This window comes from Brachybacterium sacelli (assembly GCF_017876545.1).
GTDB lineage: Bacteria > Actinomycetota > Actinomycetes > Actinomycetales > Dermabacteraceae > Brachybacterium > Brachybacterium sacelli.
The window spans coordinates 749191-775165 of record NZ_JAGIOD010000002.1 but is presented as its reverse complement, the minus strand read 5'-3'; the positions used below and the strand labels follow the sequence as shown (position 1 = coordinate 775165).

Annotated in this window: 24 protein-coding genes; 10 read left to right on the top strand and 14 right to left on the bottom strand. The window is 72.2% G+C overall.

The genetic code is table 11. The annotated features are described in order from the left end of the window. Window positions 1-72: 72 nt before the first annotated feature. On the top strand, window positions 73-579 hold the full coding sequence (locus JOF43_RS17670; protein WP_209904363.1) for a DUF2505 domain-containing protein: 507 nt from the start codon (window positions 73-75) through the stop codon (window positions 577-579). Between the two features lie 31 nt (window positions 580-610). Here the strand turns inward: JOF43_RS17670 and JOF43_RS17665 are convergent, their stop codons facing one another. Genes JOF43_RS17665 through JOF43_RS17655 form a run of 3 tightly spaced genes read right to left on the bottom strand, consistent with a single transcriptional unit; the run spans window position 611 to window position 2944 of the window. After that, the gene (locus JOF43_RS17665) at window positions 611-1057 is read right to left on the bottom strand and encodes a DUF6912 family protein (RefSeq protein ID WP_209904362.1); all 447 of its coding nucleotides are present in this window, start codon (window positions 1055-1057) and stop codon (window positions 611-613) included. Between the two features lie 13 nt (window positions 1058-1070). After that, on the bottom strand, window positions 1071-2306 hold the full coding sequence (locus JOF43_RS17660) for a CpaE/TadZ family protein (protein WP_209904361.1): 1236 nt from the start codon (window positions 2304-2306) through the stop codon (window positions 1071-1073). Further along, window positions 2303-2944, bottom strand: coding sequence for an SAF domain-containing protein (locus tag JOF43_RS17655; protein WP_209904360.1), 642 nt, complete (start codon window positions 2942-2944; stop codon window positions 2303-2305). The genes JOF43_RS17660 and JOF43_RS17655 overlap by 4 nt, the downstream gene beginning before the upstream one ends. A 218-nt stretch (window positions 2945-3162) precedes the next feature. Here JOF43_RS17655 and JOF43_RS17650 point away from each other — a divergent pair, with 218 nt between their 5' ends. Next, window positions 3163-3402 (top strand): helix-turn-helix transcriptional regulator, encoded by a 240-nt coding sequence (locus JOF43_RS17650; protein WP_209904359.1) that lies wholly within the window; start codon window positions 3163-3165, stop codon window positions 3400-3402. Window positions 3403-3490: 88 nt separating this feature from the next. Here the strand turns inward: JOF43_RS17650 and JOF43_RS17645 are convergent, their stop codons facing one another. Further along, on the bottom strand, window positions 3491-4036 hold the full coding sequence (locus JOF43_RS17645; protein WP_209904358.1) for a hypothetical protein: 546 nt from the start codon (window positions 4034-4036) through the stop codon (window positions 3491-3493). Between the two features lie 254 nt (window positions 4037-4290). Between JOF43_RS17645 and JOF43_RS17640 the strand changes: the two genes are divergently transcribed. Then, the gene (locus JOF43_RS17640) at window positions 4291-5163 is read left to right on the top strand and encodes a LysM peptidoglycan-binding domain-containing protein (protein ID WP_209904357.1); all 873 of its coding nucleotides are present in this window, start codon (window positions 4291-4293) and stop codon (window positions 5161-5163) included. Then, complete coding sequence (locus JOF43_RS17635; RefSeq protein WP_209904356.1) at window positions 5163-5564, top strand: Rv3235 family protein; 402 nt, start codon at window positions 5163-5165, stop codon at window positions 5562-5564. Before JOF43_RS17640 ends, JOF43_RS17635 begins: the two co-directional genes overlap by 1 nt. A 1-nt stretch (window position 5565) precedes the next feature. Here JOF43_RS17635 and secA read toward each other — a convergent pair whose 3' ends face one another. From secA to mtrA, 7 genes are all read right to left on the bottom strand, one after another. Continuing rightward, a complete protein-coding gene (gene secA / locus JOF43_RS17630) occupies window positions 5566-8634 on the bottom strand; it encodes a preprotein translocase subunit SecA (protein WP_209904355.1) in 3069 nt (1022 codons plus the stop codon). A 99-nt stretch (window positions 8635-8733) separates the two neighbouring features. After that, window positions 8734-10104 carry a winged helix-turn-helix domain-containing protein gene (locus JOF43_RS17625; protein ID WP_209904354.1) on the bottom strand — a complete coding sequence of 457 codons (1371 nt, stop codon included), beginning with the start codon at window positions 10102-10104 and terminating at the stop codon, window positions 8734-8736. A 97-nt stretch (window positions 10105-10201) separates the two neighbouring features. Next, entirely contained in the window at window positions 10202-10870 is a 669-nt protein-coding gene (gene hpf, locus JOF43_RS17620; RefSeq protein ID WP_209904353.1) for a ribosome hibernation-promoting factor, HPF/YfiA family, read from the bottom strand. Window positions 10871-11024: 154 nt separating this feature from the next. Next, window positions 11025-11819, bottom strand: a complete 795-nt coding sequence (locus tag JOF43_RS17615) for a ComF family protein (protein WP_245354601.1) — start codon at window positions 11817-11819, stop codon at window positions 11025-11027. A 97-nt stretch (window positions 11820-11916) separates the two neighbouring features. Then, window positions 11917-13620 carry an LpqB family beta-propeller domain-containing protein gene (locus JOF43_RS17610; RefSeq protein WP_209904352.1) on the bottom strand — a complete coding sequence of 568 codons (1704 nt, stop codon included), beginning with the start codon at window positions 13618-13620 and terminating at the stop codon, window positions 11917-11919. Next, a complete protein-coding gene (gene mtrB, locus JOF43_RS17605) occupies window positions 13617-15344 on the bottom strand; it encodes an MtrAB system histidine kinase MtrB (RefSeq protein ID WP_342592228.1) in 1728 nt (575 codons plus the stop codon). The genes JOF43_RS17610 and mtrB overlap by 4 nt, the downstream gene beginning before the upstream one ends. Window positions 15345-15360: 16 nt before the next feature. Continuing rightward, a complete protein-coding gene (mtrA, locus tag JOF43_RS17600; protein ID WP_281065135.1) occupies window positions 15361-16056 on the bottom strand; it encodes an MtrAB system response regulator MtrA in 696 nt (231 codons plus the stop codon). Window positions 16057-16245: 189 nt separating this feature from the next. Here mtrA and JOF43_RS17595 point away from each other — a divergent pair, with 189 nt between their 5' ends. Genes JOF43_RS17595 through JOF43_RS17575 form a run of 5 tightly spaced genes read left to right on the top strand, consistent with a single transcriptional unit; the run spans window position 16246 to window position 21716 of the window. After that, window positions 16246-17385 (top strand): glycerophosphodiester phosphodiesterase, encoded by a 1140-nt coding sequence (locus JOF43_RS17595; RefSeq protein ID WP_209904350.1) that lies wholly within the window; start codon window positions 16246-16248, stop codon window positions 17383-17385. Beyond that, on the top strand, window positions 17382-18095 hold the full coding sequence (locus JOF43_RS17590) for a DUF4129 domain-containing protein (RefSeq protein WP_209904349.1): 714 nt from the start codon (window positions 17382-17384) through the stop codon (window positions 18093-18095). Before JOF43_RS17595 ends, JOF43_RS17590 begins: the two co-directional genes overlap by 4 nt. Next, window positions 18092-19336 carry a DUF4350 domain-containing protein gene (locus JOF43_RS17585; RefSeq protein WP_209904348.1) on the top strand — a complete coding sequence of 415 codons (1245 nt, stop codon included), beginning with the start codon at window positions 18092-18094 and terminating at the stop codon, window positions 19334-19336. The genes JOF43_RS17590 and JOF43_RS17585 overlap by 4 nt, the downstream gene beginning before the upstream one ends. Continuing rightward, window positions 19333-20406, top strand: coding sequence for an AAA family ATPase (locus JOF43_RS17580; protein ID WP_209904347.1), 1074 nt, complete (start codon window positions 19333-19335; stop codon window positions 20404-20406). Before JOF43_RS17585 ends, JOF43_RS17580 begins: the two co-directional genes overlap by 4 nt. A gap of 11 nt (window positions 20407-20417) precedes the next feature. Continuing rightward, on the top strand, window positions 20418-21716 hold the full coding sequence (locus JOF43_RS17575; RefSeq protein WP_209904346.1) for a DUF58 domain-containing protein: 1299 nt from the start codon (window positions 20418-20420) through the stop codon (window positions 21714-21716). A gap of 136 nt (window positions 21717-21852) precedes the next feature. On the opposite strand, the gene JOF43_RS17570 is transcribed toward JOF43_RS17575, so the two are convergent. Then, entirely contained in the window at window positions 21853-22848 is a 996-nt protein-coding gene (locus JOF43_RS17570) for a stage II sporulation protein M (RefSeq protein WP_209904345.1), read from the bottom strand. A gap of 116 nt (window positions 22849-22964) precedes the next feature. On the opposite strand from JOF43_RS17570, the gene JOF43_RS17565 reads away from it, so the two are divergent. Then, a complete protein-coding gene (locus JOF43_RS17565; protein ID WP_209904344.1) occupies window positions 22965-23816 on the top strand; it encodes an RDD family protein in 852 nt (283 codons plus the stop codon). A 15-nt stretch (window positions 23817-23831) separates the two neighbouring features. Here JOF43_RS17565 and JOF43_RS17560 read toward each other — a convergent pair whose 3' ends face one another. Beyond that, the gene (locus tag JOF43_RS17560; RefSeq protein ID WP_209904343.1) at window positions 23832-25550 is read right to left on the bottom strand and encodes a Trm112 family protein; all 1719 of its coding nucleotides are present in this window, start codon (window positions 25548-25550) and stop codon (window positions 23832-23834) included. After that, entirely contained in the window at window positions 25543-25881 is a 339-nt protein-coding gene (locus tag JOF43_RS17555; RefSeq protein ID WP_377784677.1) for a DUF3499 domain-containing protein, read from the bottom strand. Before JOF43_RS17555 ends, JOF43_RS17560 begins: the two co-directional genes overlap by 8 nt. Window positions 25882-25975 lie beyond the last annotated feature (94 nt).

The window sequence follows — 25975 nt, the reverse complement described above, 5'->3', positions numbered from 1 at the left end:
GGGTGGTCGCGACCTGACCGCCGCGGCCCCTGCCGTAGGCTGTGACCGACCGATCCCCCGGGAAGGACGAGGATGAAGCTCCGCGAGACGTTGACCCTGCCGTTGTCGGCGCGCACCGCCGCCACGATGTACGCCACCGAGGAGTACACAGCGATCCGCCGGGAGACGCTGGGAGCGACCAACGCGTCCTCCCAGGTCGACGGCGACCCGACCGGTGCCTTCACCGTGCGGACCGAACTCATGATGCCCACGGACAAGGTCCCGGACATCGCCCGTCGCTTCGTGGGCTCCTCCGTGACGATCAAGGAGGAGCAGTCGTGGTCCGCGCCCGAGCCCGACGGCAGCCGCAACGGCACCATGGAGCTCGAGGTCGCCGGAACCCCGGCGGGGATGAAGGGATCTCTGCGTCTCGCTCCCACCGGGGAGCTGACCAGCACCGTCGACATCGAGGGCGATCTGCTGGCGAAGGTCCCGCTGCTGGGCCCTCGCCTCGAGAAGGCCGCGGTCCCCTACGTCTCCAAGGTGCTGCGCGCTGAGGAGAAGTCGGCCGCGACCTACGCGGACCGCTCCGACGACTGATCGCCGGGTGGAGCCGGTCACCGATCCGTGATCAGGTCTCGGTGACTCCGTCGACGTAGGTCAGGGCGTCGGGGCCCTCGGAGGCGTCGAACCACAGCAGTGCGGGATCGGTGTCGTCGGCCGCGGCCGCTGCCGCATCGAGCTCGGTCACGTGGAAGCTGGCGACCCGGGCCCGCGTTGCCCCACCGGTGACCAGCCCGAAAGCACCTCCGTTGTCCCCTGCGATCTCGAGGGCGGCGTCCAGGACGTCGGCCGCGATGACGAGTGCTCGGCGGTCGGCGGGGCCGGCGAGGAGGGAGATGTGCGCGGCGTCCTGCAGCGCGTCGTACTCGAGGTCCTCCTCGTCCTCCTCGGAACGGTCGGCCCGTGCCTCGGCGTGCACGCCCCAGACCGCACGTCCCGCAGCGAGCTCCAGGCCCGGTGCGGAGGACTCCAGGGCGGCTCGGTCCTCGGTGGTCAGGGGCAGGTAGATCCTCATGACCGCCATCTTCTCACCCGGGGACCTCAGCCGGGTGCCCCGCCTCCCCCGGCGCGGGAGCAGGTTCGGACTGCCCGAACAGCATCGGAGACCGGGCAATCTCCCGCAGCCCCTTGCGCAGCACCGAGCGTGGCGCGGACTCCGCCAGGAGCGCACCGTCCCAAGTCGCGGTCCGGCAGGCGACCGGGTCATCAGGCAGCACGTGGAGCGAGGACACCGGGATCCGGGAAGCGATCAGATCGCGCACCTTGTCCCCGGGCACGGGAGCCCCGACCCGGTTGATCACGACGTGCAGCGGACCGACGCCGAGCTCCTCGAGCCGGGAGTGGTCGCGCAGCAGGCGCGTGATGCTCACCGGGTCCGCTCCGACCACGGCGAGAACGGCGTCGGCGTTCTCGAGGGCGCTGATCGCAGCCGCGTTGCGCTGGGGTGCAGCCGTGTCGTAGCTGAGCTCCTCGTCCTCCTCGAGCACTGGTCCGACGTCGGCGACGGTGAGCCCGCCCCGTCGCGAGAGCGCCTGCCAGACACCGTCCATCGAGGTGCGCCGCACCTCCGCCCACCGCGCCGGAACGCCGATCCCGCTGAGCAGCCGCAGCCGGGGCTGAGCGAGGGGGAGGAGCGATTCGAGGGTGTCCTCGTCAAGGGTGTCACGGTCGTGCGCCCGGCAGGCGGCGACCAGGCCCGGGGTCTCGTCGAGCACTCCGAGCATCTGGCTCTGCGAGGGCCCGTAGGTGTCGGCGTCCACCAGGACGGTCTCCTGCCCCGCGAGGGCCGCCTCGGCAGCGAGGTTCATCGCGATCGTCGAGCGGCCGGGGGCGCCGCCCGGGCCCCACACCGCGACGAGACGCCCCGGATCCTCCGCGACGGCGGCGGGCTCCTGCACCCAAGCCGCGGCATCCTCGTCGTCGGAGGCGACCGCGGTGGAGATCGCCCCGAGGATCTCCTCGATCGACGAGCCGGCGGGCAGGACGCGCCGCAGTCCCAGGGAGGTCTGCTCGGGACCGTCCTCGGTGCGCAGCCCCACCACCGCGGCCTCGCGCATCATCTGGGCGAGCGGCTCGCGTCCCAGCCCGCGTACGGAGACGTCGATCAGGACGACGTCCCCGATGCCTGCCGCGGTCACGGCCAGGGTCTCGGCGAGGTCGGCGCAGCGACGCACCACGCGGGCGGTCCGGCTCCGGTCCTGGGCGAGGTCGTGGACGATGCGCACCTCGTCGGCGCCGGAGGCGCACAGGACGATGTCGATCACGGGGTGACCCCGTACGCTCCGGGCACGCCGATCACGTCGAGCCGCTCCTCCTGGGCGAGCACCTGGAGGACCGCGGAGAGATCGTTCCGGGGCACCAGCACCTCGACGGACATGGAGCGCATCCCCAGCGAGCTGCCTTCGTCGATGTGGCGGACGATGCCGTCGGAGACCAGCAGCTCCGCCTCCCCGCCTCCGCCCTCCTCGGGGGCCGGACCGGTGTGCCAGAGCTCCACTTTCGCCCCGGGCTGCACGGACTCTGCGACGGTGGTGGCCACGGGGATCACGATCGGTCGCAGCGGGACGTCGGCGGCCTGGCCGACGGCGGACAGCGGCAGCAGCTCGCCCACCTGGATCGCACGAGTGGCGACGGCCCCCTCCGGGATCATCCCGAGGGCACCGACGTAGAGACCCTCCTGCTCTCCCAGACGCATCTCCACGGTCGCCAGGTCACCGGGATCGATCTCGTCGCCCGGGACGATGGGACTCTTCGCGATGAGGACCGGAGTGGTCGCAGCCAGGCGGGAGATCAGAAGAGCCCCCATCAGCACGCTGGCCACCACCAGGACGATGCCGACGATCAGCCGGGGGTCCTTCCATCGTGGTCGGCGCAGCCTCATCACCGGTGCGGTCCCCGCCACGTCACCCTCCTGCCCTCGTGCCCGACCCCCACGGCCGGTCCCTCCCGGGAGATTACGGGACGCCGAGCATCCCGCGTGGGCGTATCGGCTCGATTGTGGACAACCGTGCCCGTCCCCGTCCCGGGATGCGTCGTCCACATCCTTGCTTCGGCTGTGGTCACGACAATGGGAGACTGTCCACGATGCAGTCGGAGAGGTCCGGCCGGAAAGGATTGTCGATGACGCCTCGCTTCGTCCCCTTGTCCGATGTCGCCGAGATGCTGTCGATCTCGGCGTCGCAGGCATATGCCCTGGTCCGGTCCGGTGAGCTGCGCGCCATCAAGGTCGGAGGGCGCGGCCAGTGGAGGGTCGAGGTCTCCGAGATCGAGTCCTACATCGAGCGCAGCTACGCGGCGACGGCGCACATCCTCGAGGAGGAGCGCGAGCAGGATCGCCAGAAGACGGACGGCAAGCGCTGATCAGGCCGTTCTCGCGCATCCGGCTTCGCGTGCCGCTCTCCCCCGCGGTCTCCGCCGTGATCGACGGGACGGGGTGCGCGGCACCGTCCTAACGGGGACGCACTGCGAGCAACGAGGCCGTCGCCACGGTGATCCGTGCGGAGCCCGGGACCGTGCCGCTCTCGCCCGTGGGCAGGGAGTGCACGTCCACGGCATCGACCCCGACGGCGGCGAGCCGGCCCATGATGCCGCCCGCAGTCGTCTCCAGGCGTACGACGCCGCGATCACGCGCGATCGCTCGCAGCACCGATCCCAGACCCAGCGGTGAGCGCAGTGACTCCTCCGCCGGTCGTGCCCGCGAGGAAAGCCCGTCGACGAGGGCGATCGCCGCGAGCGGGACCACGGTCCGGCGACCGCCACCCTCCTCCTGGAGCGCGACCCACTCCTCGCCGACGTCGTCGACGACTCCCTCGAGGCGCAGTGACGGGCCGAGGTGGAGCGTGAGCGAGCTGCCGCCCGCACCGCGCAGTCGGTCAGCCAGGGAGAGCTGTGCACGCTCGGCGCGGGCGAGATCCTCGGAGACGGCGCGCATCTCCTCGCGCTCGTGGTGCGCGAAGCGCCCCTCCAGGTCCTCGAAGATCCGGTCGAATCGCATGGCGTCACTCTAGGCCGGCGGTCCCTCCGCCGCGCCTGGTCCGGCACATCGGGCGGCGGCCGCGCACTTCCCCTCGTGCTCGCCGCGGCGCTCGCATTATTCCTCCCCCGCCGCTGCTCATCCACACCCGTGGTCCGCGCACTTGCGTTGTGGGCCACCGCACACTACTTTTCTCTACAGCCGATCGAACGACATCAAACTGCATCAAACGCCACGATATGAGCAGACAGTGTCACGCGACGACAGGGGAACCCATGGGGGTCGACGACAAGACCACAGCGGCGGCACGCCCGGTGCCCGCCGCACTGAGCGCGGTGTTCGCAGGAGGCGGGATGCTGGTCATGGCGAGCGTCCTGGCCGCCCTGTGGCCGGCGGCGTCCCGCGGCGAGGGCGAGGACGCCCTGATCGCTGCGGTGCTGGTGGGGATCGCCGGTCTGGGGGTCGTGCTCTGCGGATACCTGGCTCTGATCTGGTCGCTGGCCGCCCTGGCCCTTCTGGTCGGGCCCGCGAGTCGCACCGGCACCGCCGTGCTGCTCACTCTGCGGGTGCTCGCACCCCAGGTGGCGCGGCGCGTGGCCCTCGGCGCGGCCGTCGCCACCACAGCGACCGGGCTCGTGCTGGTCCCGGCCACCGCGGCCAGCTCCGGCACCGACCCGGGCGGCGCAGCCACGCCGCCGGAGACCCCGGTGTCCTCACAGCTCGTCCCCGCAGGACCCTCGGATCCTGACCCCCGGCCCGTCGCCGAGGCCCCCGCCTCGAGTTCGGACGAGGGCGGGGCCTCGCCGCAGCTGCCTCCCCTGGGCTGGGGCGAACAGCCCGCGGTCGAGGGATCCACGCCCCCTGGAACGCACGATGCGCAGCCGTCTCCGGCGGATCCACCGTCGTCCTCCGCCGGCGACTCCGCGACCCCGACGCCCCCGCGCACCGTCGTGGTGCACGACGGGGACACCCTCTGGAGCATCACCGACGAGCTGCTCGGTCCTGCCCCGGACGACCCGTCCGAGCTAGCGCTGGCCTGGCCAGAGCTCCACGAGGCCAATCACGACCTCGTCGGACCGGATCCCGACCATCTCGAGCCCGGGCAGGAGCTGACCGTGCCCGCATCCCTTTCCCCTCAGGAGCAGTGATGACCACTACCGACCAGCGTCCGGCACCGGCCGGCGACGTCCCCGAGAACCTGTCCCTCGACGACCCGCGCGGGGTCGAGCGGATGGTCGCCCCGGTGGCTCGTCGCGCCGTGGAGATCGTGCGCGACATGCGACCGGAGAACGCCCTGTCACGGATCGTGACGCCCGAGGTCGGCCAGCTGCTGTCCCGGCGCGCGGCGCTGACCCGTCGTCTGCGGGCGACCACCGGTTATGCCCCGCCCCAGCGTCTGCTGGTCACCGGTGTGCGCACCTGTGTGGTCAACGAGCACACGGTCGAGGCGAGCTGCGTGCTGCGCGAACCCGACCGCGCCCGCTTCCTGGCGATGCGGTGGGAGCTGCGCCACTCCGGCTGGCGGGTGACGGTCCTGGAGATCGGCTGACTCAGCCCCGACGGCGGCTGCGGGCACGACGCGCGGCCCGGTTCGACCCCGTCGGCGCCCCTTCGGGCTTGTCCTGCGGGGTGTCGGACGCTGACGATCCGGCGGAGTCACCCTGACGGGCACGACGACGGCGCTGTGCCCGCGAGAGCGTCGACTCGTCCTGGACGCCGTCGCCCTCGGCGGAGGTGTACCGCAGCTGTCGAGTGTTCGGCCCGTCGTCGAGCCCCCGGGCCGTGAGCACGACCCGGTTCTCCCCTGCCAGGGCCTCTGAACGCGCGGCAGTGTCGACGGCCGATCCCTCGGTGCTCTCCGGCTCCTGCGAGGCGTCCGAGGTCTCGGAGTCCGTCGACCCATCGGCCGCGGCGACCTCGGCCGAGTTCCGCTCATCCCGCGTCGCCGCGGAGACGAGCGGGGACTGCTCGTCGTCCTCGGTCTCCTCCGGCGCAGAGGTGTCCTCCCCCTGCTCTTCGGACCCGGCGGTGTTCTTCGCGGCCGCGGCGGCGGCCTTGCCCATGGCCGTGGTGCTGCGCAGCAGGTCGCTGACGGCCTGGGGCACCACAGGCTCGGTCTTCTCGACCTGCACCTCGAGGTTGTAGAGGTAGCCGACGACGTCCTCCTTGATGCCCGCGATCATGTCGTTGAACATCAGGTGGCCCTCGCGCTCGTACTCGATGAGCGGGTCGCGCTGGGCCATCGCGCGCAGACCGATGCCCTCCTTGAGGTAGTCCATTTCGTAGAGGTGCTCACGCCAGCGACGGTCCATCACCGACAGCAGCACCCGGCGCTGCAGCTGGTGGAGGCCTTCGTCACCGAGCTCCTCCTCACGCTTCTCGTACGCCACCTGCGCATCGCCGAGGATCTCCCGGCGCAGCACGTCCGAGCCGAGGTTCTCCTTGCCGCCGACGTCCTCGATGAGCTCATCGGCGGTGACCGAGACCGGGTAGGCCGGGCGCAGCGCACCCCACAGCTCCTCGAGGTCGAAGTCCTCGGGGTTCTTGCCCTTGGTGTGCGCATCGACGGTCCCGCCGATCACCTCGTCGATGAAACGGTCGACGTGGGAATCGAGATCCTCGCCCTCGAGGATCTGAGACCGCTCCTGGTACAGCTTCTTGCGCTGCTTGGTCAGGACGTCGTCGTACTTCAGGACGTTCTTGCGGATCTCGGCGTTGCGGGACTCGATCGAGTTCTGGGCGCGCTCGATGGCGCCGGAGACCATGCGACCGGTCAGCGGAATCGACTCGTCGACGCCGCCGCGGGCCAGCAGCGACTCTGCGGCGCCCGAGTTGAACAGGCGCATCAGGTCGTCCTGCAGGGAAAGGTAGAAGCGCGACTCACCGGGGTCGCCCTGACGGCCGGAGCGGCCGCGCAGCTGGTTGTCGATGCGCCGGGACTCATGGCGCTCGGTGCCCAGCACGTACAGGCCGCCGAGCTCGACGACCTCGTCGTGCTGCTCGCCGACGGACTCCTTGGCCTTCTTCAGCTCCTCGTCCCACGCGGTCTCATAGGCCTCCGGGTCCTCCTCGGGGTCCAGTCCACGGGCCTCGAGCGCGGCATGGGCCATGAACTCGACGTTGCCCCCGAGCATGATGTCGGTACCGCGGCCGGCCATGTTGGTGGCCACGGTGACGGCGCCCTTCGCCCCGGCCATCGCGATGATCGCGGCCTCACCGGCGTGGTTCTTGGCGTTGAGGACCTCGTGGTCGACGCCCTGCGCGGTCAGCAGCTTGGCGAGGTACTCGGACTTCTCGACGCTGGTGGTGCCCACGAGCACCGGCTGGCCGCGGTCGTGACGCTCGACGATGTCCTCGACGACCGCATCGAACTTCGCCTTCTCGGTGCGGTAGATGCGGTCGGCCTCGTCGGTGCGGATCATCGATTTGTGGGTGGGGATCTGGACCACGCCCAGCGAGTACGTGTTCATGAACTCGGCGGCCTCGGTCTCGGCCGTGCCGGTCATGCCCGAGAGCTTGTCGTAGAGCTTGAAGTAGTTCTGGAGGGTGATCGTGGCGAGGGTCTGGTTCTCCGCCTTGATCTTCACCCCCTCCTTGGCCTCGATGGCCTGGTGCATGCCCTCGTTGTAGCGGCGACCGGCCAGGATGCGACCGGTGTGCTCGTCGACGATCATGACCTCGCCGTTGAGGACCACGTAGTCCTTGTCCCGCTTGAACAGCTCCTTGGCCTTGATGGCGTTGTTGAGGAACCCGATCAGCGGGGTGTTCAGCGACTCGTAGAGGTTGTCGATGCCCAGGTGGTCCTCGACCTTGTCGATGCCTGTCTCGAGCACGCCGACGGTGCGCTTCTTCTCCTCGACCTCGTAGTCGCGGTCACGGCGCAGGAGCTTGACCACCTTCGCGAACTCGCTGAACCACTTGTTGGCGTCACCCGAGCCGGGGCCGGAGATGATCAGCGGGGTGCGGGCCTCGTCGATGAGGATCGAGTCGACCTCGTCGACGATCGCGAAGCTGTGTCCGCGCTGGACGCGCTCTTCCGGCGCGAGGCTCATGTTGTCGCGCAGGTAGTCGAAGCCGAACTCGTTGTTCGTGCCGTAGGTGATGTCCGCACCGTACTGCTCGCGGCGCTCGGCCGGCGTCATCCCGGACTTGATGACACCGGTGGTCAAGCCGAGGGCGCGGAAGACGCGGCCCATCAGGTCGCTCTGGTAGCCGGCGAGGTAGTCGTTGACGGTGACGATGTGGACGCCCTTGCCCGAGAGAGCGTTGAGGTACGCCGGCAGCGTCGCGACCAGGGTCTTGCCCTCACCGGTCTTCATCTCGGCGATGCGTCCGCGGTGCAGCGCCGCCCCGCCCATGACCTGCACGTCGTAGGGACGCTGGCCCAGCGTGCGGTGCGCGGCCTCGCGGACCGCGGCGAACGCCTCCACCATGATGTCGTCGAGGGACTCCCCCTCCTCCAAGCGCTCCTTGAAGTGGGTCGTCTCCTCCCGCAGCTCCTCGTCGCTGAGTTCGGTGAAGACGTCCTCGGTCTCCCCCACCTTGCGGGCGATGACCTCGAGCCGTCGGACCTCACGGCCTTCGCCGGCGCGCAGGATCTTGTCGAAGAGGTTGACCACTCGTGCTCCCGTAATCTCGTGGGTGCGTCCTCACGGACGGTTGATGCCTGACCCATCGTAATCGTCACATCACGCAGTGGTGACGACGTGCGCGCATCGTCACCCTGTTCGCTCCGCCGCGCGGGGTGTTCCGGACCGTGCGTTCTCGACCCAGGCGCCGCTCGGCGGGGCCGCGAGCAGGGCGGCGAGAGGCTCCGCGAGATCGCCGGTGCGCGGCCCCGTGCGCACCTCCACGCGATCGAGGCCCTGCCAGCTCGCGGCCCGTCGCAGCTCGGTCACGAGCGCCTCGAGCACGGCCACGTCGGCGGGACGCTGCCGAGCGGGCAGGTGCGGGAGTTCCTCCCGGAAGGTGCCGCGCACCTCGAGCACCCCGCGTGCCCGGTCGGCCTTCAGGTCGACCAGGGCGGGGAAGACGTCTCCGTGCAGGAACAGCAGTGAGTAGTAGCCGGTGCTGCGTCGGTCCTCCGGCGTGTAGATGCCGATGCGGTACTCGACGTCGAACAGGCGCGACAGGCGCGGGCGGTGGAACACGAGCGGATCGAAGGGACTGACCAGGGCGGAGGCGCGCAGCGGGGTCGGCTTCGGGGCGTCGCGGTGCAGCAGCATCTCTCGGGCTCCGGACGGGTGGCCGACCCGGACCCGACGCACCTCACCGGTGGCCTCGAGATGCCCGGCGGCCTCGCGGGCATCGCGCACCGGCACCCGGAAGTAATCGGCCAGTGAGGTGACCTCGGCGATGCCCAGGGATCGGGCCGCGAGCGCCATCAGTGCCCGGATGGACCCGGCCCGGGCGGGGTCGTCCTCGGCTCCCTCGGAGTCGTCCTGCGCACCGGGGCCCGCGGGAACCTCGAGCTGCGGCGGGGCGTCCTCGGTGGCGACGTAGAGCCGTTCGAACTGGGGGCTGCGGCCGACGCAGTCGAGGGCGCCGGAGCGGAAGAGGTATTCCACGGCCCACTGGCTGCGGGTGCGACGCCATCCCCATCCCTCCCCGCGTTCCGTGTCCCCGAGATGGCGGGAGATGGCGGCGGCACTGGACGGGCCGAGCTCCTCGAGCGTCTCGAAGATCCGGGTGAACAGCTGCGGGGAGGAGGTGGCGGCGACGCGTACCTGGCCCCAGTCGCGGCGGGCCGCGGCGCGGCGACGGAAGTCCAGCAGCGCATGGACCTCGTGGGTGGCGTAGGTGGCCTCGTGCGCGAGCGCCTCGCGCACCAGGCGACCGGGCCCCGGGCGGGAGAGCCGGTCCAGCACCGCCGGGTCCCAGCTTCCGGTCCGAGTGAACACCGGCAGGTGGTGGGCACGTTCGAACACACTGACCGAGTCGATCTGCAGCAGGTGCGTGTGCTCGAGGGTGCGACGCAGGGCGCGACGGCTGGCGGCGGGCCCGGGGACGTCCGTGCGGCGGGCGCGCCCCATCCCCTGGGCGCGCAGCGCGATCCGCCGGGCCTGGGTCCAGCTGAGGGTGTCGGTCACCGGAGCTTCTCTCCTCGGGTGCGGGGCGGGGTGGCCGGACAGCGTCGGGCGGGAGGGCGCCGTCGCGCACCTCCCGCCCGGGTGGTGTCGGAAGGGATCAGGACGACTGGAGCTCCGCGTCGAGTTCGATCACGCCGTAGTTCCAGCCCTTGCGCCGGTAGACGACCTTGGGATTGCCGGACTCCGCGTCGACGAAGAGGAAGAAGTCGTGGCCGACGAGCTCCATCTGGTAGAGGGCGTCGTCGATGCCCATCGGGGTGGCCCGATGCTTCTTCTGGCGGATCACGACCGGGCTGCCGGCCTCGGCGAGATCCGTCTCTGACGTCTCTGAGGTCTCGGCGGCCTGCGACGGGACAGCGGTCTCCGGCGGGGTCTCCTGGAGGGCTGCGGGCAGGTCCTGGTCGGCGGGCATGGTGCGCACGCTGGCTCCGGGCCCCTGGTGGGAGCGGTCGCGGCCGCGATGGCGGTCCTTGCGGCGGTCCCGGGCGCGACGGAGGCGTTCGAGCAGTTTCCCGTAGGCGATGTCCAGGGCACCGAAGAGATCGTCGGCCCTGGCTTCCGAGCGGATCACGGAACCGTTGTCGTGCACGGTGAGCTCGACGCGGTCGCTGAGCTCGGCCTGCCTGGGGTTCTTCTCCTGAGAGACCTCCACGTCCACGCGCAGCGCGGCGGGCGCGAACTGGGTGACCTTGTCGAGCTTGTCGGTCAGGTGGCGACGGAATCGGTCCGGGACGTCCATGTGGCGTCCGACGACATTGATCTCCATGAGGTGTTCTCCTCCTATCCGGATGCGGCCGCTCTGAGCCCGGCCGCAGTGGCTCGTCGGCTGGGGCTGGCACCTCCTGATGAGAGGGGGACCCGTCGGGTGTGACGAGTCGCACCAGCATGCCACGTTTTGCTCCACGAGTCCTGGCCGACGGTCACTGTGAATCCAGATTTCCCGCGGTATCCGGGGCGGGAACCCGGGCCGAGGCGACCACGACCGCGCCGAGCACCTGCATCCCGGCCTGGGTGAGCGCGTCGTGCATGCCGCGCAGGGTCGCTCCGGTGGTGACGACATCGTCGAGGATCACCACCTGCGCCCTCTCGCGTCCGGCCCTGCGGGCGGCGCTGCCGGCCAGGTGGATCCTCCGGGTACGTCGCTGGCGCGATCCCCGACCCTCCTGTGCGGTGGTGGGCACCGCCCGCAGCGGCAGCGCGCGACCGGCACCGGTGCGGGCCAGGGCTCGCGCCAGCTCGGCGGTGTGGTCCTCCCCGCGGCGCAGCCGGGCGCTGCGGCGGGACGGGACCGGCACCAGCAGCGGGCGGCGCACCCCGCCGGCGACGGCCAGCGTCCTCACCCCGGGGGCGAGGGCGGGGGCGAGGCGAGCGCCGAGGTGCAGCATCCCGCCGTTCTTCCAGGCGAGCACGAGATGCTGCAGCGGACCGGTGTACTCGCCCAGGGCCAGCACCGGCAGCACCGGGGTGTGATCCACCCCGGCAGGCAGGACCACCCCGCCTGCGCTCTCCTGCCTGATCCGGGCGGCGGTCAGCTCCTGCAGGGCGTCGCAGCAGGTCTCGACGCGCACCGGGCGGGCAGCGAGCATCGCCGTGCAGCGTGGGCACAGCCAGGCTCCCTCCTGCCCGCACGGGCACCGTCGCGGCGCCACCAGGGAGCAGGTCTGCGCGACGATCTCACGGGCCAGGGGCAGCAGGCCCGTCCGTGTCTCGTCCATGAGGCGATCCCATCGCCTTCCGGCGCGCCGAGCACGGCGCGGGCGCGGGATGTGGACGGACCGGGAGTGGGGAGGAGCGTTCCTCCCGCCGGCCGGCTCAGTAGAACCAGGGGTCGTGCGCGTCGAGATCCACCGTGGTCCACCCGCTGCCGTCGCTGCGCAGCAGCGCCCCGTCGGTGGTCCCCGCCCAGATCGACTCGCCCACCACGGTGCCCGCGAGGCGGTCGGCGTCCTCGCGCAGTGCGGGCAGCGGCTCCCGCCCGGTGGCGAAGTCGACCACCTGGGCCCGCAGCTCACCGGTGCCGGGGTCCGCCCCGAGCACGATGACGGCCACCTCGTCGTACCAGCTGACCTGGGTGACCTCCGCGAGGAAGGTGCGCACCTGCACGGGCTCGGTCAAGGACACCGGCACGCCGTCCCCGTCCCGGACCACCGCGCACAGGTCGAGTCGGGACCCGGCGGAGTCCGCGGAGAGCACGACCATCCGGGTGGCATCGGCCGCCACGTCCAATGCCAGCACCTCCCGCTCCTTCAGCCAGGCCGCATCGACCTTCGCGTCGTCCTGCGGCCGGGTGCCGGAGAGCGCGAGCAGCACCCCGGCACTGCGTCGGGTGGAGGTCCACACGAATCCGGCGTCATCGATCCGGGGCGCGACGAACACACCACCGGTCGCCGCCTCGCGCAGGGGCACCGAATCGTCGGAGGAGGCCACCAGCACGGTCGAGGCGCCGTCGGCGAGCGCCGCGGCGAGGACGCCGTCCTGGGCGATCACGGGAGAGGTGAGCGGCCGATCCGCGAGCGCCGGGACCAGCTGGCGGGCCGGGGCGTCGGTGCTGGGATCGGCCAGCGAGATGATGCCGGTGGGGCCCGCTGCGATCGGACGGTGCCCCGGCAGCGCCCGGTCGACCCCGGACTCCTCGTCGGGGGTGTACTCCTGACCGTCACGCACCAGGCGGATCCCCGACAGGGTGCGCAGCGAGCGCAGCGAGGACTCGAGCTGGGCGAGCGCCGCGGTGCGGGACCCGCCGGACAGTCCCGCGACCGCGGTGGGCACGGTGATCTCGGGAGTGCCGTCGGCGCCCGTGGAGACCTGGGCATCGGTGACCCCCGAGGTGTCGGGCACCTCGCTGTGGACGGCGCCCTGGAGGAAGGCTGCGGGGCCGGCCGTGAGGGCCTCGAGCACCTCCGAGTCGCCGCGCTGCAGCGAGAACCAGCGGTGATCGGGCACCAGGTGGATCCCGCGGGCATCGAGGAAGTAGAGCCGGGCAGGGGCGTAGAGGGTCTCGAAGGCCGCCTCGGACAGGAAGATCCCGTCGTCCACCTCGCTGATCCTCCACTGGTCCTCGACCAGTTCCATCCTCACGTCCAGCTCCCGGTTCACGGGCCCGGCCAGCAGGTCGCGGACGCCGTCCGGGTCCACGAGGGCGATCACCTGGAGGACCAGCACCATCTCCGTGTCGCTGACCTCCTGGACCTGGAGCTCCTGGCTGCTGGAGTAGATGGTGATGGCCGCCGTCGGGTCCCAGTCGTCCCGTTTCTCGGGCGTGAGGTAGGAGCGGGCGACGGCGAAGTTCTCCTCGGAGCCGACGCCGGCCTGGACGAAGCCGGCGACGACGTCCTGCGCGGTGGCGTCGTCCGGGGGCGGCAGCGCCTGCACATAGGGGGCGCCGGGCTGGGCGCGTCCGCTCAGCGGGCGGCTGTCGATCGGGGACGTGGTGGGGATGCGCGCGCAGGCGGAGCCCAGGCCGAGCACGGTGGCGGCCCCGGCCGCGCGCAGGACGGTACGACGGGCGGGGATCATCGGCGTCCTCCCGGGATCGGCGGATCCTGATCCGGACCCCCGGAGGGATCGGAGGGATCGGAGAGATCGGGCAGCAGCCCGGGCCCGATCGGGATCTCCCCGGTCGTGGTCACCGAGTAGCTGCCGTTCGCATCCCGGTCGAAGCTGCGCTCGAGGCGCAGGGGCGAGCGGGAGAAAGGGCTGCCGGGCCGGCGCGGCAGGGTCAGGCGGAACACCGCTCCCCGGCCCTCCTGGCCCCAGGCCTGCAGCCACCCGGTGTGCAGCCGGGCGTCCTCGGCGGAGATCGACAGCCCCAGTCCGGTGCCGCCGAGGGTGCGGGCGCGGGACGGGTCGGCGCGCCAGAAGCGGTCGAAGACCCGCCCGGCGGCCTCCGGGGAGATGCCGTGCCCGTGGTCCTGCACGACGACTGCCACCGCGTCGTCGCTGGCGGCGGTCTGGACCAGCACCGGGCTGCCGGCCCCGTGCTCGATGGCGTTGGTCAGCAGGTTCCGCAGGATCCGGTCGACGCGCCGGGCGTCGACCACGGCGTCCATCCCGTGACCGGCGAGGTGGACGTCCAGTAGGCAGCCCCGCGCCCCGGCCAGGGGCCGCACGTCGTCGACGGACCGGACCACGAGCGCGTCGAGGTCCTCGCGGTGCGCCTCGAGCTCGGCGGCCCCGGCGTCGAAGCGCGAGATCTCCAGCAGGTCGCCGAGCAGCACCTCGAAGCGCTCGACCTGCGCGGCGAGCAGCTCGGTGGTGCGCTGCAGATCGTCAGGGAGCTGGGGGCGTCGAGCTTCGAGCACGGAGGAGGCCATGCGGATCGTGGTCAGCGGGGTGCGCAGCTCGTGGGAGACGTCGGAGACGAACCGCTGTTGGAGGCGGGAGAGCTCGGTGAGGTCGTCGACCTTCTGGGCGAGGCTGCGCGCCATGTCGTTGAAGGAATCGCCCACCCGGGCCAGCTCGTCCGCCCCGGCCACCTCGACGCGGCTGTCGAGGTCGCCGCCGGCCATGCGCTCCGCGGCATGGGCGGCGCGCTTGAGCGGCGTGGTCACCAGACGGGCGACCACGATCGCGATGCCCACGATCAGAGCCAGGAGGACACCACCGCCCCCGAGGATCACCCGCTGGACGAAGGCCAGGGTGTCCTGCTCCTCCTGCAGGGAGTAGACGAGGTAGAGGTCGTAGGAGCCGACGCCCGGCACCATCACGCGGGTGCCGATCAGCAATGCGGGCTGCGTCTCCCCCTGGGCGTCCTCCCGGCCGATGGAGCGCCAGGAGACGGCATCGGGATCGTCGGCCACCGCGTCGGAGAACCCGCCGTCGACCTCCTCGAAGAGGGTGCGGTCGGAGGAGGCGACCGGGAACACCGTCCCGGTGGTCTCGACCGGCACCAGGGCGACCTCCCGCCGGTCCCCGCCACCGCGTCCGCCCGCGGACTGGACGAAGGCGTTGACCGCGTCCTGCTGCTGGGTGCTGGTGGCGCCGGAGAGCTGGGTCAGGGAGTCGGTGAGCTCCCGGCGCACCTCGACCGTCTCCTCGAGCACCCGGTCCCGCCGCTGCTCGTACAGACCGTCGGCGATGACGGAGGACAGATACGCGCCGACGGCGAGCATGGAGACGATCGACAGCAGCGTGGTCACCAGCACGACGCGCAGGGCGAGCGGCCAGCCGCGCGGGTCGACGGCCTGGGTGACCAGCGCGACGCGGGACTCCGGTTCCGGGCCGGGTCCTGAGGTGCTCACGGGCGTTCCGACGTGCTCAGGATGCGCCTCCGGCGCGATAGCCGACGCCGCGGACGGTCACGACGATGCCGGGATTCTCCGGATCGTGCTCGATCTTCGAGCGCAGCCGCTGGACATGCACGTTGACCAGTCGGGTGTCCGCGCTGTGGCGGTAGCCCCACACGTCGCGCAGCAGCACGTCGCGGGTGAACACCTGCCAGGGCTTGCGCGCCAGCTGCGTGAGCAGGTCGAACTCGAGCGGGGTCAGGGAGATCAGCTCGTCGCCGCGGCGCACCTCGTGGCCGTCGACGTCGATGACCAGGTCGCCGATGGTCAGCTGCTCCGTCGTGGGCGGGTCGACCCGCCGCACCCGCGCCTTGATCCGGGCCACCAGCTCCTCCGGCTCGAAGGGCTTGGTCAGGTAGTCGTCGGCCCCCGCCTCGAGACCTTCGACGACATCGGCGGTGTCGGTGCGGGCGGTGAGCATGAGGATCGGGACCCCGGACTCCCGGCGCAGCCGACGGCACACCTCGATGCCGTCCATGCCGGGGAGCATGAGGTCGAGCAGGACCAGATCGGGGCGCAGGCGCGGGAAGGTCTCCAGCGCGGAGGCACCGTCGGAGGAGGTCGCGACCTCGTAGCCCTTGCCACGCAGCACGATGCCGACCATCTCGGCGATCGCCTGGTCGTCATCAACCACGAGGATCCGTGAAGGCGTCGTCATGGAGGTCATTGTGCCACCGCGACGGAAGGTCCCTGGGCATCCGCCCCGGGCGGGGGTGTCCGGAAGACGCGCGGTCATCGACGTTCGTCGGATCGGTCCACGGCCCCGGGGTCCGTAGGTTGTGCTGCAGGACATCGCTCCGCTCCTGGTCGGCCACGGTCGCGCTCAGGACGGGAACGCACTGCAGCAGGAGGACGGATGAGCACGGGCTGGACCGCACCGGGATCGCACGAGAGCACCGATCTGCCCCCCTCCGAGCTGCCGGCGGACGGCGCGGCGCCGCATCCCGGACCCGGCGCCCCCGGCCCGTCCGGCGGGCCCCGACGTGAACTGGTGCAGTCCCTGCCGCTGTTCCCCCTGCGCCCCCTCGGCCTGGGAGAGGTGCTCGGCGCCGCCCTGCGCATCTACCGGGTGCGGGCGAGGACGGTGCTCTCCCTCGCCGCCGCGGTCTACGGGGTCGCCTTCGTGTTCCTCACCCTCACGAACGGTGCCGGGATGATCCCGATGATGGGCGACATGCAGGCCCTGATGGAGAATCCCGATGCCCCCGCCATGGGCGGAACGTTCTCGGCCTCCGATGTGCTGATCACCGTCGGCTCCTCGATGATCACCGGGGTGATCACGATGCTGGCGGCCTCGCTGGTCACCGTGGCCCTGACCGCCGTCGCCATCGGAGAGGCCACCGGCCGGCCGGTGACCGGCGCGCAGATGCGGACGCGCACCCGGCAGCTCGCGCTGCCCGCGATCGCGATCAGCGTCCTGATCGGCCTGCTCAGCCTGGTGGCGCTCGGGATCCCCGCCGCACTCGGCGCCCTGCCGCTGATCCTGCTCCAGGAGCCGACGGTGCTCACCATCGGCGCGCTCCTCGTCGGCATCGGGATCGGGGTGCTCGCCTACGTCTGGATCTGGGCCCGCACGATCCTGGCGATTCCCGCCCTGGTCATCGAGGATTCCGGAGTGCTCGGCTCGATCGCCCGCTCCTTCCGCATGACGGCCGGCCGCAGGCTGTGGCGGGTCCTTGGCATCAGCGTGCTGCTCTACGTCATCTACAGCTTCGCCACCCAGGTGGTCTCCGGCGTGTTCGTCTTCGTCGCCGGCGTCGCGTACTTCGTGATCCTGCTGGCCAGCTCGATGCAGGCCATGGTGCTGGGCATCATGGTGCTCACCGTGATCACGATGCTCGGCACCTACCTGGCGACGGTGCTGCTGGCACCGTTCCTCTCCGCCGGGTTCGCGGCCGTCTACGCCGACAACCGGATGCGCCACGAAGCCTGGGACGTCGAGCTGACGCGGCAGGCGCGGGAGAACTGGGACGCCGAGGGGAACGGCGGACGATGATCACCGCCGGTCCTCCGCCCGTGGACCCCGACGAGGCGCGCTCGCGCCTGCTGGAGGAGCTGTCGAAGTCCGAGTACGACGACTCCCCCGGGTTCGTGGAATGGCTGCTCGGGACCATCGAGCAATGGCTCGTCGACCTGGTCGACGGGATCGATGGCTCCTCGACCACCCAGGCGGTGGTCGCGGTGGCGCTGGTCCTGGTCCTGCTCGCGGCGGCCTTCCTGGTGCTGCGACGCACCGGCCTGATCCGCCGCAACCCGTCCCTCGCGGTCGCGGCCGAGCTCGACGCCGATCCCGTCCTGACCGCCTCCGAGCTGCGGACCGCCTCCCGCGAGGCGATCGTGGGCGGACGGCCCGACGACGGCACCGTGCTGGCCCTGCGCGCCCTGGTCCGGGACCTCGAGGTGCGCACCCTGCTCGACGTCTCCGTCGGGATGACGGCGCACGAGGCCGCCGACCGTGCCGCGCGCGCCTATCCGGACCTGCGAGGCAGGCTGCTGCGCGGGGCCGATGCCTTCGACACCGCCGCCTACTCCCACCGCCCGGCCACCGAGAAGCAGGCCGACGACCTGCTACGGCTGGCCGAGTACGTCGCCGATGCGGCACCTGATCTCACCGCGGCCGACTCCGCAGGAGCCTCCCGGGACGTCGAGGGGGCCTCCCCGACCGCCGACGGGAGCGACGACGCCCACACCGGAGGCCGTCCATGAGCCTGTCGAGCCCCTCCGTCTCCGCCCGCACCACCGCGACGGCCGCCCCGGACCTCGCCGCGACGGGTGCCCGGGACGGCCGCGCGACCGCGTCCGGCACCCCCACGGAGGACCGCCGGCGCCCCTGGCTGGTCGTGCTGGTCACCCTCGCGGTGCTCGCCGCCGTGCTGGCCTCGATCGCCCGCGGCTTCTACCGCGACGGTCCGCTCGAGCCCGACGCCCCCACCGGCCAGGGATCCAAGGCCGTCGTGCAGGTGCTCGAGGACCTCGACGTCGAGGTCCAGGAGGACCGCCACACCGACGATGCCGCCGAGGCGCTGCAGGGAGGCGGCACGGTGCTGGTGACCGCGCCGAGCTCGCTGTCGGCCGAACAGCTCACGACCCTGGCCGACGCCCGGGAGGCCGGTGACGGCCACCTGGTGCTGGTCCAGCCCGACTTCGTCACCCTGTCGTACGTCACCGAGCAGATCAGTCCCGCCGGGTCGATCAGCTCCCCGAGCGACCTGCCCGCCGGTCCCGCCTGCGGGGACCTCGCCCACGGGGCCCGCGCCCTGCACGTGCCGGACCAGGAGGACGGGCTGAACGGGCCCTCCACCCTCTACCGCACCTCGCCGGAGGCGCACGGCTGCTTCCGCTCCGGCGAGGGCTCCCTGGTCGCCGCGGCCGACGGCCTCCTCGTGCTGGGCAGCGCGGACCTGCTGACCAATGACGGCATCGGGGAGGCCGACAACTCGGCCCTCGCGCTCAACGCCCTCGGCAGCACCGGTGAACTGACCTGGTACGTGCCCTCCCCCGGCGACCCGATGGGAACCGCCGGGCAGACGCTCCTGGGCTACCTTCCGGACTGGGCCGGGCCGCTCGCGCTGTGGCTGCTCACCGTCGCCGTGATCACCCTGCTCGCCGTCGGTCGTCGCTTCGGCCCCGTCGTCGTCGAACCGCTCCCGGTCACCGTGCGTCCACAGGAGCTGGTGCTCGGCCGTTCGCGGCTGATGCAGCAGTCCGACTCTCGCGACGCGGCCGCCTCCTCGCTGCGCTCCGCCGCTGCGACCCGACTCGCGGACCGCCTCGGCCTGCGCCGCGAATCCGCCCTCGACGGACTGCTGGCCGCACTCGCGCCGCACGTGGACCGCTCCCCGGAGCAGCTGCGCGAGCTGCTCGGCCCCACCCCTGTCACCAGCGACCAGGACCTCGTGCGACTCGCCCAGGACCTAGACCGTCTCGAGAAGGAGATCGACCGATGACCGACACCACCCCCGGTGCCCCCACCCCGGAGCCCTTCGGCCCCGCCGGGGCCGGTCCCGACCCGTTGCCGGGCCCGGTCCCGACGAGCGCACCGGCGACCGGCACCGCCCCCGAGGTCGACCAGGACACCCGGACCGACCTGCAGAGCCTCTCGACGGAGATCCACAAGGGCGTCGTCGGTCAGGATGCTGCTGTGACCAGCCACGTCGTGGCCCTCCTGTGCCGCGGTCACGTGCTGCTCGAAGGTGTGCCGGGAGTGGCCAAGACGTTGCTGGTGCGCTCGCTCGCCGCCGCGCTGGACGTCCGGATGCGCCGCGTGCAGTTCACGCCCGACATGATGCCCGGCGACATCACCGGCTCCCTGATCTACGACAACACCACCAGCGACCTGGTCTTCCGCGAGGGCCCGGTGTTCACGAACCTGCTGCTGGCCGACGAGATCAACCGGACCCCGCCCAAGACCCAGTCCGCGCTGTTGGAGGCGATGGAGGAACGCCAGGTCACGGTCGACGGTGCGAGCCGGCCCCTGCCCGACCCGTTCCTGGTGATCGCCACCCAGAACCCCATCGAGTTCGACGGCACCTACACCCTGCCGGAGGCGCAGCTGGACCGCTTCCTGCTCAAGGCGGTCATGCCGCTGCCCGACCGGGAGGTCGAGGTCGACGTGCTGCGCCGCCACGCCGACGGCTTCGACACCACGGACCTCTCCGCCATGGGCCTGGGGCCCGTGGTGGACGTCCCCTCCCTGCACCGAGCCCAGCAGGACGTCTCGCGGGTCGTCGCCGAGGACCCGGTGGTGCAGTACATCGTCGACGTGTGCCGGTCCACGCGCCGCTCCCCCAGCCTGTCCCTGGGCGTCTCGCCCCGCGGCGCGATCGCCCTGCTGCGCACCTCTCGCGCCTGGGCGTACCTGTCCGGGCGGGACTTCATCACCCCCGACGACGTCAAGATGATGGCCCCGGCCACCCTCTCGCACCGGGTGCGCCTGACCACCGAGTCGGAGCTCGAGGGCACGCAGGTCGAGTCCGTGCTGGCCGCGACCCTCGCCTCCGTGCCGGTGCCCCGCTGAGGCATGACCGGATGAGAATCTCGCTGACCCCCCGCGCGGCCCTGGTCGCGCTGCTCGCCCTGCCGGTGATCGTGCTGTGGCCGTCCTGGTGGGTGCTGCTGGCCCTGTTCGTGGTGTGGGCGCTGGTGGTCCTCGCCGACGCCTTCGCCGCCCCGAGCCCACGCGCGATCCGGGTGCGCCGCGAGGCACCGATCCAGGTGCGGCTGGGCAACGAGGTCACCGGGCGGCTGCTGCTGACCAACCCCACGGGCCGGGCCGCCGCCCTCGAGGTGCGCGACGCCTGGAACCCCACCGCCGGACTGGCGCAGCAGCGGTCCGCACTGCGCATCCCTGCGCTGGAGCGGCGCGCGGTCCCGCAGTCCTTCACCCCGACCCGACGCGGGGAGCATCGCTCAAGGGTCCTGCTGATCGCCTCGCGCGGTCCGCTCGGACTCGCCCGCCGCACCGCCCGGGCCGGGGCCCCCGGCCGCCTGCTCGCCCTCCACCCCTTCGGTTCACGGCGCCACCTGCCCTCGCGAGTGCAGCGGCTGCGGGAGATCGAAGGGCTCGCCGCCATCCATCAGCGGGGCCAGGGCACCGAGTTCGACTCGCTGCGGGACTTCGTCGACGGTGACGACGTGCGCTCGATCGACTGGCGTGCGACCGCTCGTCGCCGCAGCGTCGTAGTGCGCACCTGGAGACCGGAGCGGGACCGGCACGTGCTGATCGTCGTGGACACCTCACGCACGTCCGCCGGCCGGCTCGGTGACTCGACCCGGCTGGATGCCGCCTTCGATGCGGCGCTGCTGCTGACCGCGCTGGCCGGACAGGCCGGCGACCGCGTGGACCTGCTGTGCATCGACCGCATCCCGCACGTCTCGGTGCTCGGCCGCACGCGCACCACGGTGCTCCACGACATGGTGACCGCCACAGCGGCCGTGCACCCCGCGCTGGTGGAGACCGACTGGGAGCGGGCTGCCGCCTCGATCTCCGAACGTTCCCGCCGCGGCTCCCTGGTGGTGCTGCTGACCCCGGTCGAGCCCTCGGCGATCCACACCGGGCTGCTGCCGGTCGCGGCCCGCGTCGCGAAGGACCATCCGCTGGTGGTGGCCTCCGTCGCCGATCCCGCGCTCGAGCAGCTCGCCGCGGGCCGAGGGGATCTGGAGACGGTGTACAGGGCGGCCGCCGCCGAGCAGGCCCGCACCGAGCGCGGCGGGGTCTCCCGTGCGCTGGAGCGGGTCGGGGCGCACGTCGTCGACGCCCCGCCGGAGCGGGCGCCGCAGGCCCTCGCGGACGCCTACCTGGCTCTCAAGGCCGCCGGCCGCCTCTGAGCCGCGCCTGTGCGTCGACGAGGCGTCGTGCGACGCGGTCGACCGCGGCATGGTCGACAGGACATCCCTGCACAGCGCCGGATCCGGCGACGCCCCGGTCCGCGCTGTGAGGCCGCGTGCCGAGGCTCCCTGCGTATCAGCCGGCGGTCGCGACGCTGTCGCCGACCATCTCCTCGGAGAGGTCGCCGGTGACGCCCTGACGGTGCACCTGGCGACCGCGTCCGAGCATGAACACCAGGAATGCGATCCAGGCGATCGCACCGATCGCGATGCGCACGGCGGGGGGAAGCGAGCTCGGAGTCACGAAGGCCTCGATGAATCCGGAGATCAGCAGCACCGGCACCAGACCGATCGCGACGGTGACCAGGGCCCGGGCAGCTCGGGACAGCGCCCACAGCCGCGGCAACGGTCCCGGGCGCACCCAGGCCCAGAAAGTGCGCAGCCCAGCCCCGGCGCCGACCAGCACGGCGGTGATCTCGAGCAGCCCGTGGGGCAGCAGGTAGACGAAGAGGGTGTCCAGGCCGCCATAGGCGCCCATCACGCCGGCGGACAGGCCGATGTTCAGCCCGTTCTGCAGCAGCATGATCACCGGCCAGATCCCGGTCGCCCCGAACACAACGGCCTGGACGGTGATCCAGGCGTTGTTCGTCCACACCTGCGCGGCGAAGCCCGAGGCCTCGCCCTCGAAGTAGTAGGAGACGAAGTCGCGCTGGGCGAGGGATCGCTGTGCTGCCTCGGGCAGCACCAGCCCCCGCGCCACAGGGTCGAGTCCGAAGTACAGGCCGGACACGACGGTCGCGAGCAGGAAGATCCCCCCGGCGAGCGCCACCGTCCAGCGGGCGGCGTACAGGGCTGCGGGCAAGTCCTCCCACAGGAAGGTCCGGGCGTGCTTCCACAGCGGGGTGCGGGCACCGGTGATCCGCAGCCGTGCGCGATGGACCAGCAGCGACAGGTGCGCCGTCAGCGCCGGATCCGGGTTCGTCGACCGCACCGTGGACAGGTGGGTGGAGGTCTCCTGGTACAGGGAGATCAGCTCGTCGATCCCGCCCGCGTCGAGGTTCCGGGTGCGGGTCAGGGTCCCGAGCCGCTCCCACTGCGGTCGGTGCACGGCGATGAAGGCGTCGGTGTCCACACCGTCAGCGTAGGACGCCGCCCTCGCCGGGACCGCCGACGAAAGTCGGAGCCGGCCCGGTCGGAAGCCGACGCTCGATGCTGACCTCCGCCGCGCGGTGGTGTCAGGATGGGGCCATGACGACGACGGGCACCTCGACGGCCACCCCGGCCGGTATCGATCGCGAGGCCGTGATCACGGGGGACGCCGTGCTGCTGGATCTGCGCACGGCCTCCTTCGCCGCCCGCATGCTCGCCGCGGTGATCGACGGGGCGCTGCAGATGGGGATCCTCGTGCTGGGCACCGTCGGGGTCGCCTTCGCCGCGGCCCGCGCGGACCTCGACGACGGTCTGGTGGCCGCCGGGGTGCTGACCATGTCGGTGGCTGCCTACGTCGGCTATCCGGTGCTGTGCGAGCTGCTGCTGGGCGGTCGATCGGTGGGCCGCCTGGCGATGGGCACCCGGGTGGTGCGGGACGACGGCGGCCCCGTGCACGTGCGCCAGAGCCTGATCCGCGCGGTGATGGCGATGCTGGAGATCTGGTCGACGGCGGGGTCGCTCGCGCTGGCCTGCTCCGTCATCGACCGTCGCTCTCGCCGTGTCGGGGATCTGCTGGCGGGCACCGTGGTGATCCAGGAGCGCATGCGCGACCCGGAGCCCGAGCGGGTCACGGTGCCGGAGGCGCTCAGCGCCTGGGCCGCCACCGCGGACGTCGGGAGGCTCCCGCTGGCGCTGAGGCAGGACATCCGCTCGTTCCTGCCCCGCGCGGGGGCGATCCATCCCGCCTCCCGGCGGCAGATCTCCCGGGACCTGCTGCATCGCACCCTGGGCCACGTCGCCCCTGCTCCGCCGCCCGGCACGGACCCCGAGGAGTTCCTGGCCGCGGTGGTGGCCGAGCGTTCCCAGCGGGACGAGACACGGCTGCGGCGGGCCCAGGACCGCCAGCAGGAGCTCTCGGCAGAGGTCCGCGCCGTACCCTTCAGCGCCTGAGGCGCTCGAGCTGTCTCAGGTCCCGGGCGGGTACTGCCGCCCGGCGATGAGCACCGGGATGCCGCCCTCGATCGGGTACCGACGGCGGCATTCGGCGCACTGCAGTGCCGCATCCACGTCGCGCAGTTCACCGCCGCAGTCGGGGCAGCGCAGCCGTGAGCGCACCCAGCTGGGCACCTCGGCACCGCTGGAGGCCGCGGTCGGCACGGCCTCCTCGAGCGGCTCGGTGACCTCGTCGGTCGCCTCGTCGCCCGCGGAACCCGACCCGGGCGCCTCGGCAGCGGCCCCCGCGAGGTCCTCGTCCTGCACGATGGCGAGGATCTCGTCCCGGATCCGGATCATCGTGGTCTCCCGCTCCGCCTCGACGTTCAGCCGCAGCAGCGGCTCGGTGTTCGACGAGCGCAGCGAGAACCACCAGCGCTCCTCGGGTCGGATCTCCTCGTCCCAGTGCTCGACGGTCAGCCCGTCGAGATCGTCCGTGCGCGCTCCGGGCAGCTGGGCCACGTGCTCCCGCACCCGCTCCCGCGCGGCATCCGCCTCACGGACCCGCGAGTTGATCTCACCGCTGGAGGAATAGGGGTCGTGCTCGGCGATCAGCGCGGAGGCCGGCCCGTCGGTCCCCGCGAGTGCCGCCAGCACGTGCAGAGCGGCGAGCATGCCGGAGTCGGCGTAGAAGAAGTCCCGGAAGTAGTAGTGCGCCGAGTGCTCGCCTCCGAAGACGGCGTCGTGCTCGGCCATCAGCGTCTTGATCAGGGAGTGGCCGACCGGGGAGCGCACCGGCTCCCCGCCGGCCTCGCGCACCGTCTCGGCGACGTGGCGGGAGGAGACCAGGTTCGCGACCACGGCGGGACGTTCCTGGCCGGCGGCGCGGGCGCGGGTCACCTCGCCCCGGGCGATGAGGGCGGTGACGGCCGAGGGCGGGACCGGGGCGCCGGTCTCGTCGAGCACCACGCAGCGGTCGGCGTCCCCGTCGAAGGCCAGCCCGAGGTCGGCGTGCTCGGCCACCACCGTGCCCTGCAGTTCGCGGAGGGTCGCACGATCCAGCGGATCGGCCCGGTGATGAGGGAAGGTCCCGTCGAGCTCGAAGTGGAGCGGGATGAGGTCGAGGTGCTCGAGGGTTCCCAGGACCGCGGGCGCAGTGTGCCCGGCCATCGCGTTGGCAGCATCGACCACCACCCGCAGCCGGCGCCGCGCGGGCACGGCCACCAGCTCGCGGAGGGTCCGGACGTAGTCCGGCAGGGTCTCCAGGGGCTCCGCACGGCCCTCCCCCTCGTCGTGCGCGGGGATCTCCCCGGCCGCCAGATACGCCTCGGCGCCGCGGCGGATCTCCTCGAGTCCGGTGTCGCGGCCGATCGGCCGGGCGCCCGGAAGGCACAGCTTGAGACCGTTGTCCTCGGCAGGGTTGTGGGAGGCGGTGACCATCGCCCCGGCCGCCTGGTGGAGGCCTGAGGCGCAGTAGAGCTGGTCGGTCGAGGACAGCCCGGCGTCGGCGACGATCGCCCCGCGACGCACCGCCCCCTCGATCACGGCGCGGGCCAGCTCCGGGGAGCTGAGGCGCATGTCATGAGCGACGATCAGCGCGGGGGCTTCCAGCTGATCCGCGAAGGCGGCGCCGAGGGCGCGGGCGACCTCGACGGTCAACTGCTCGCCGGCGACGCCGCGCACGTCGTTGGTGGTGACGATCGCCGTGAGGTCCACGGGCGCGGCCGGAGGAGGGCCCGACGCATCAGTCATTCGCGCTCCTGATGACGTGGAGGTGACGGCCGGGATTCTCGTCCCGGTCGGAGGGCCGACGCGGCGCGCCTGCTGTGGGCGCGGGCCCCGCGGAAGGATCCATCGTCGTCTCCGTCGTGGGCTCCGGCCGAGGGCGCACGGCATCGGCGAGGGCGACCAGATCGTCACTGACCTCGCCGCCGCCGGGCACGCGCAGCAGCTCCCACCCGCGGGGCGCCGTCATCCGGGTCGCGTGCTCCCCGCACAGATCGTAGGCATGTGGCTCGCTGCTGCGCGACAAGGGCCCCAGCACGGCCGTCGAGTCCTCGTACACGAAGGTCAAGGAGCTCACGGCCGGTCGCGAGCAGGCGGTTCTGGAGCATTCACGAGCTGGCACGTCCAGCAGTGTACGCAGGGCGCACGGTGCGACGTCGACGACGCGCCCT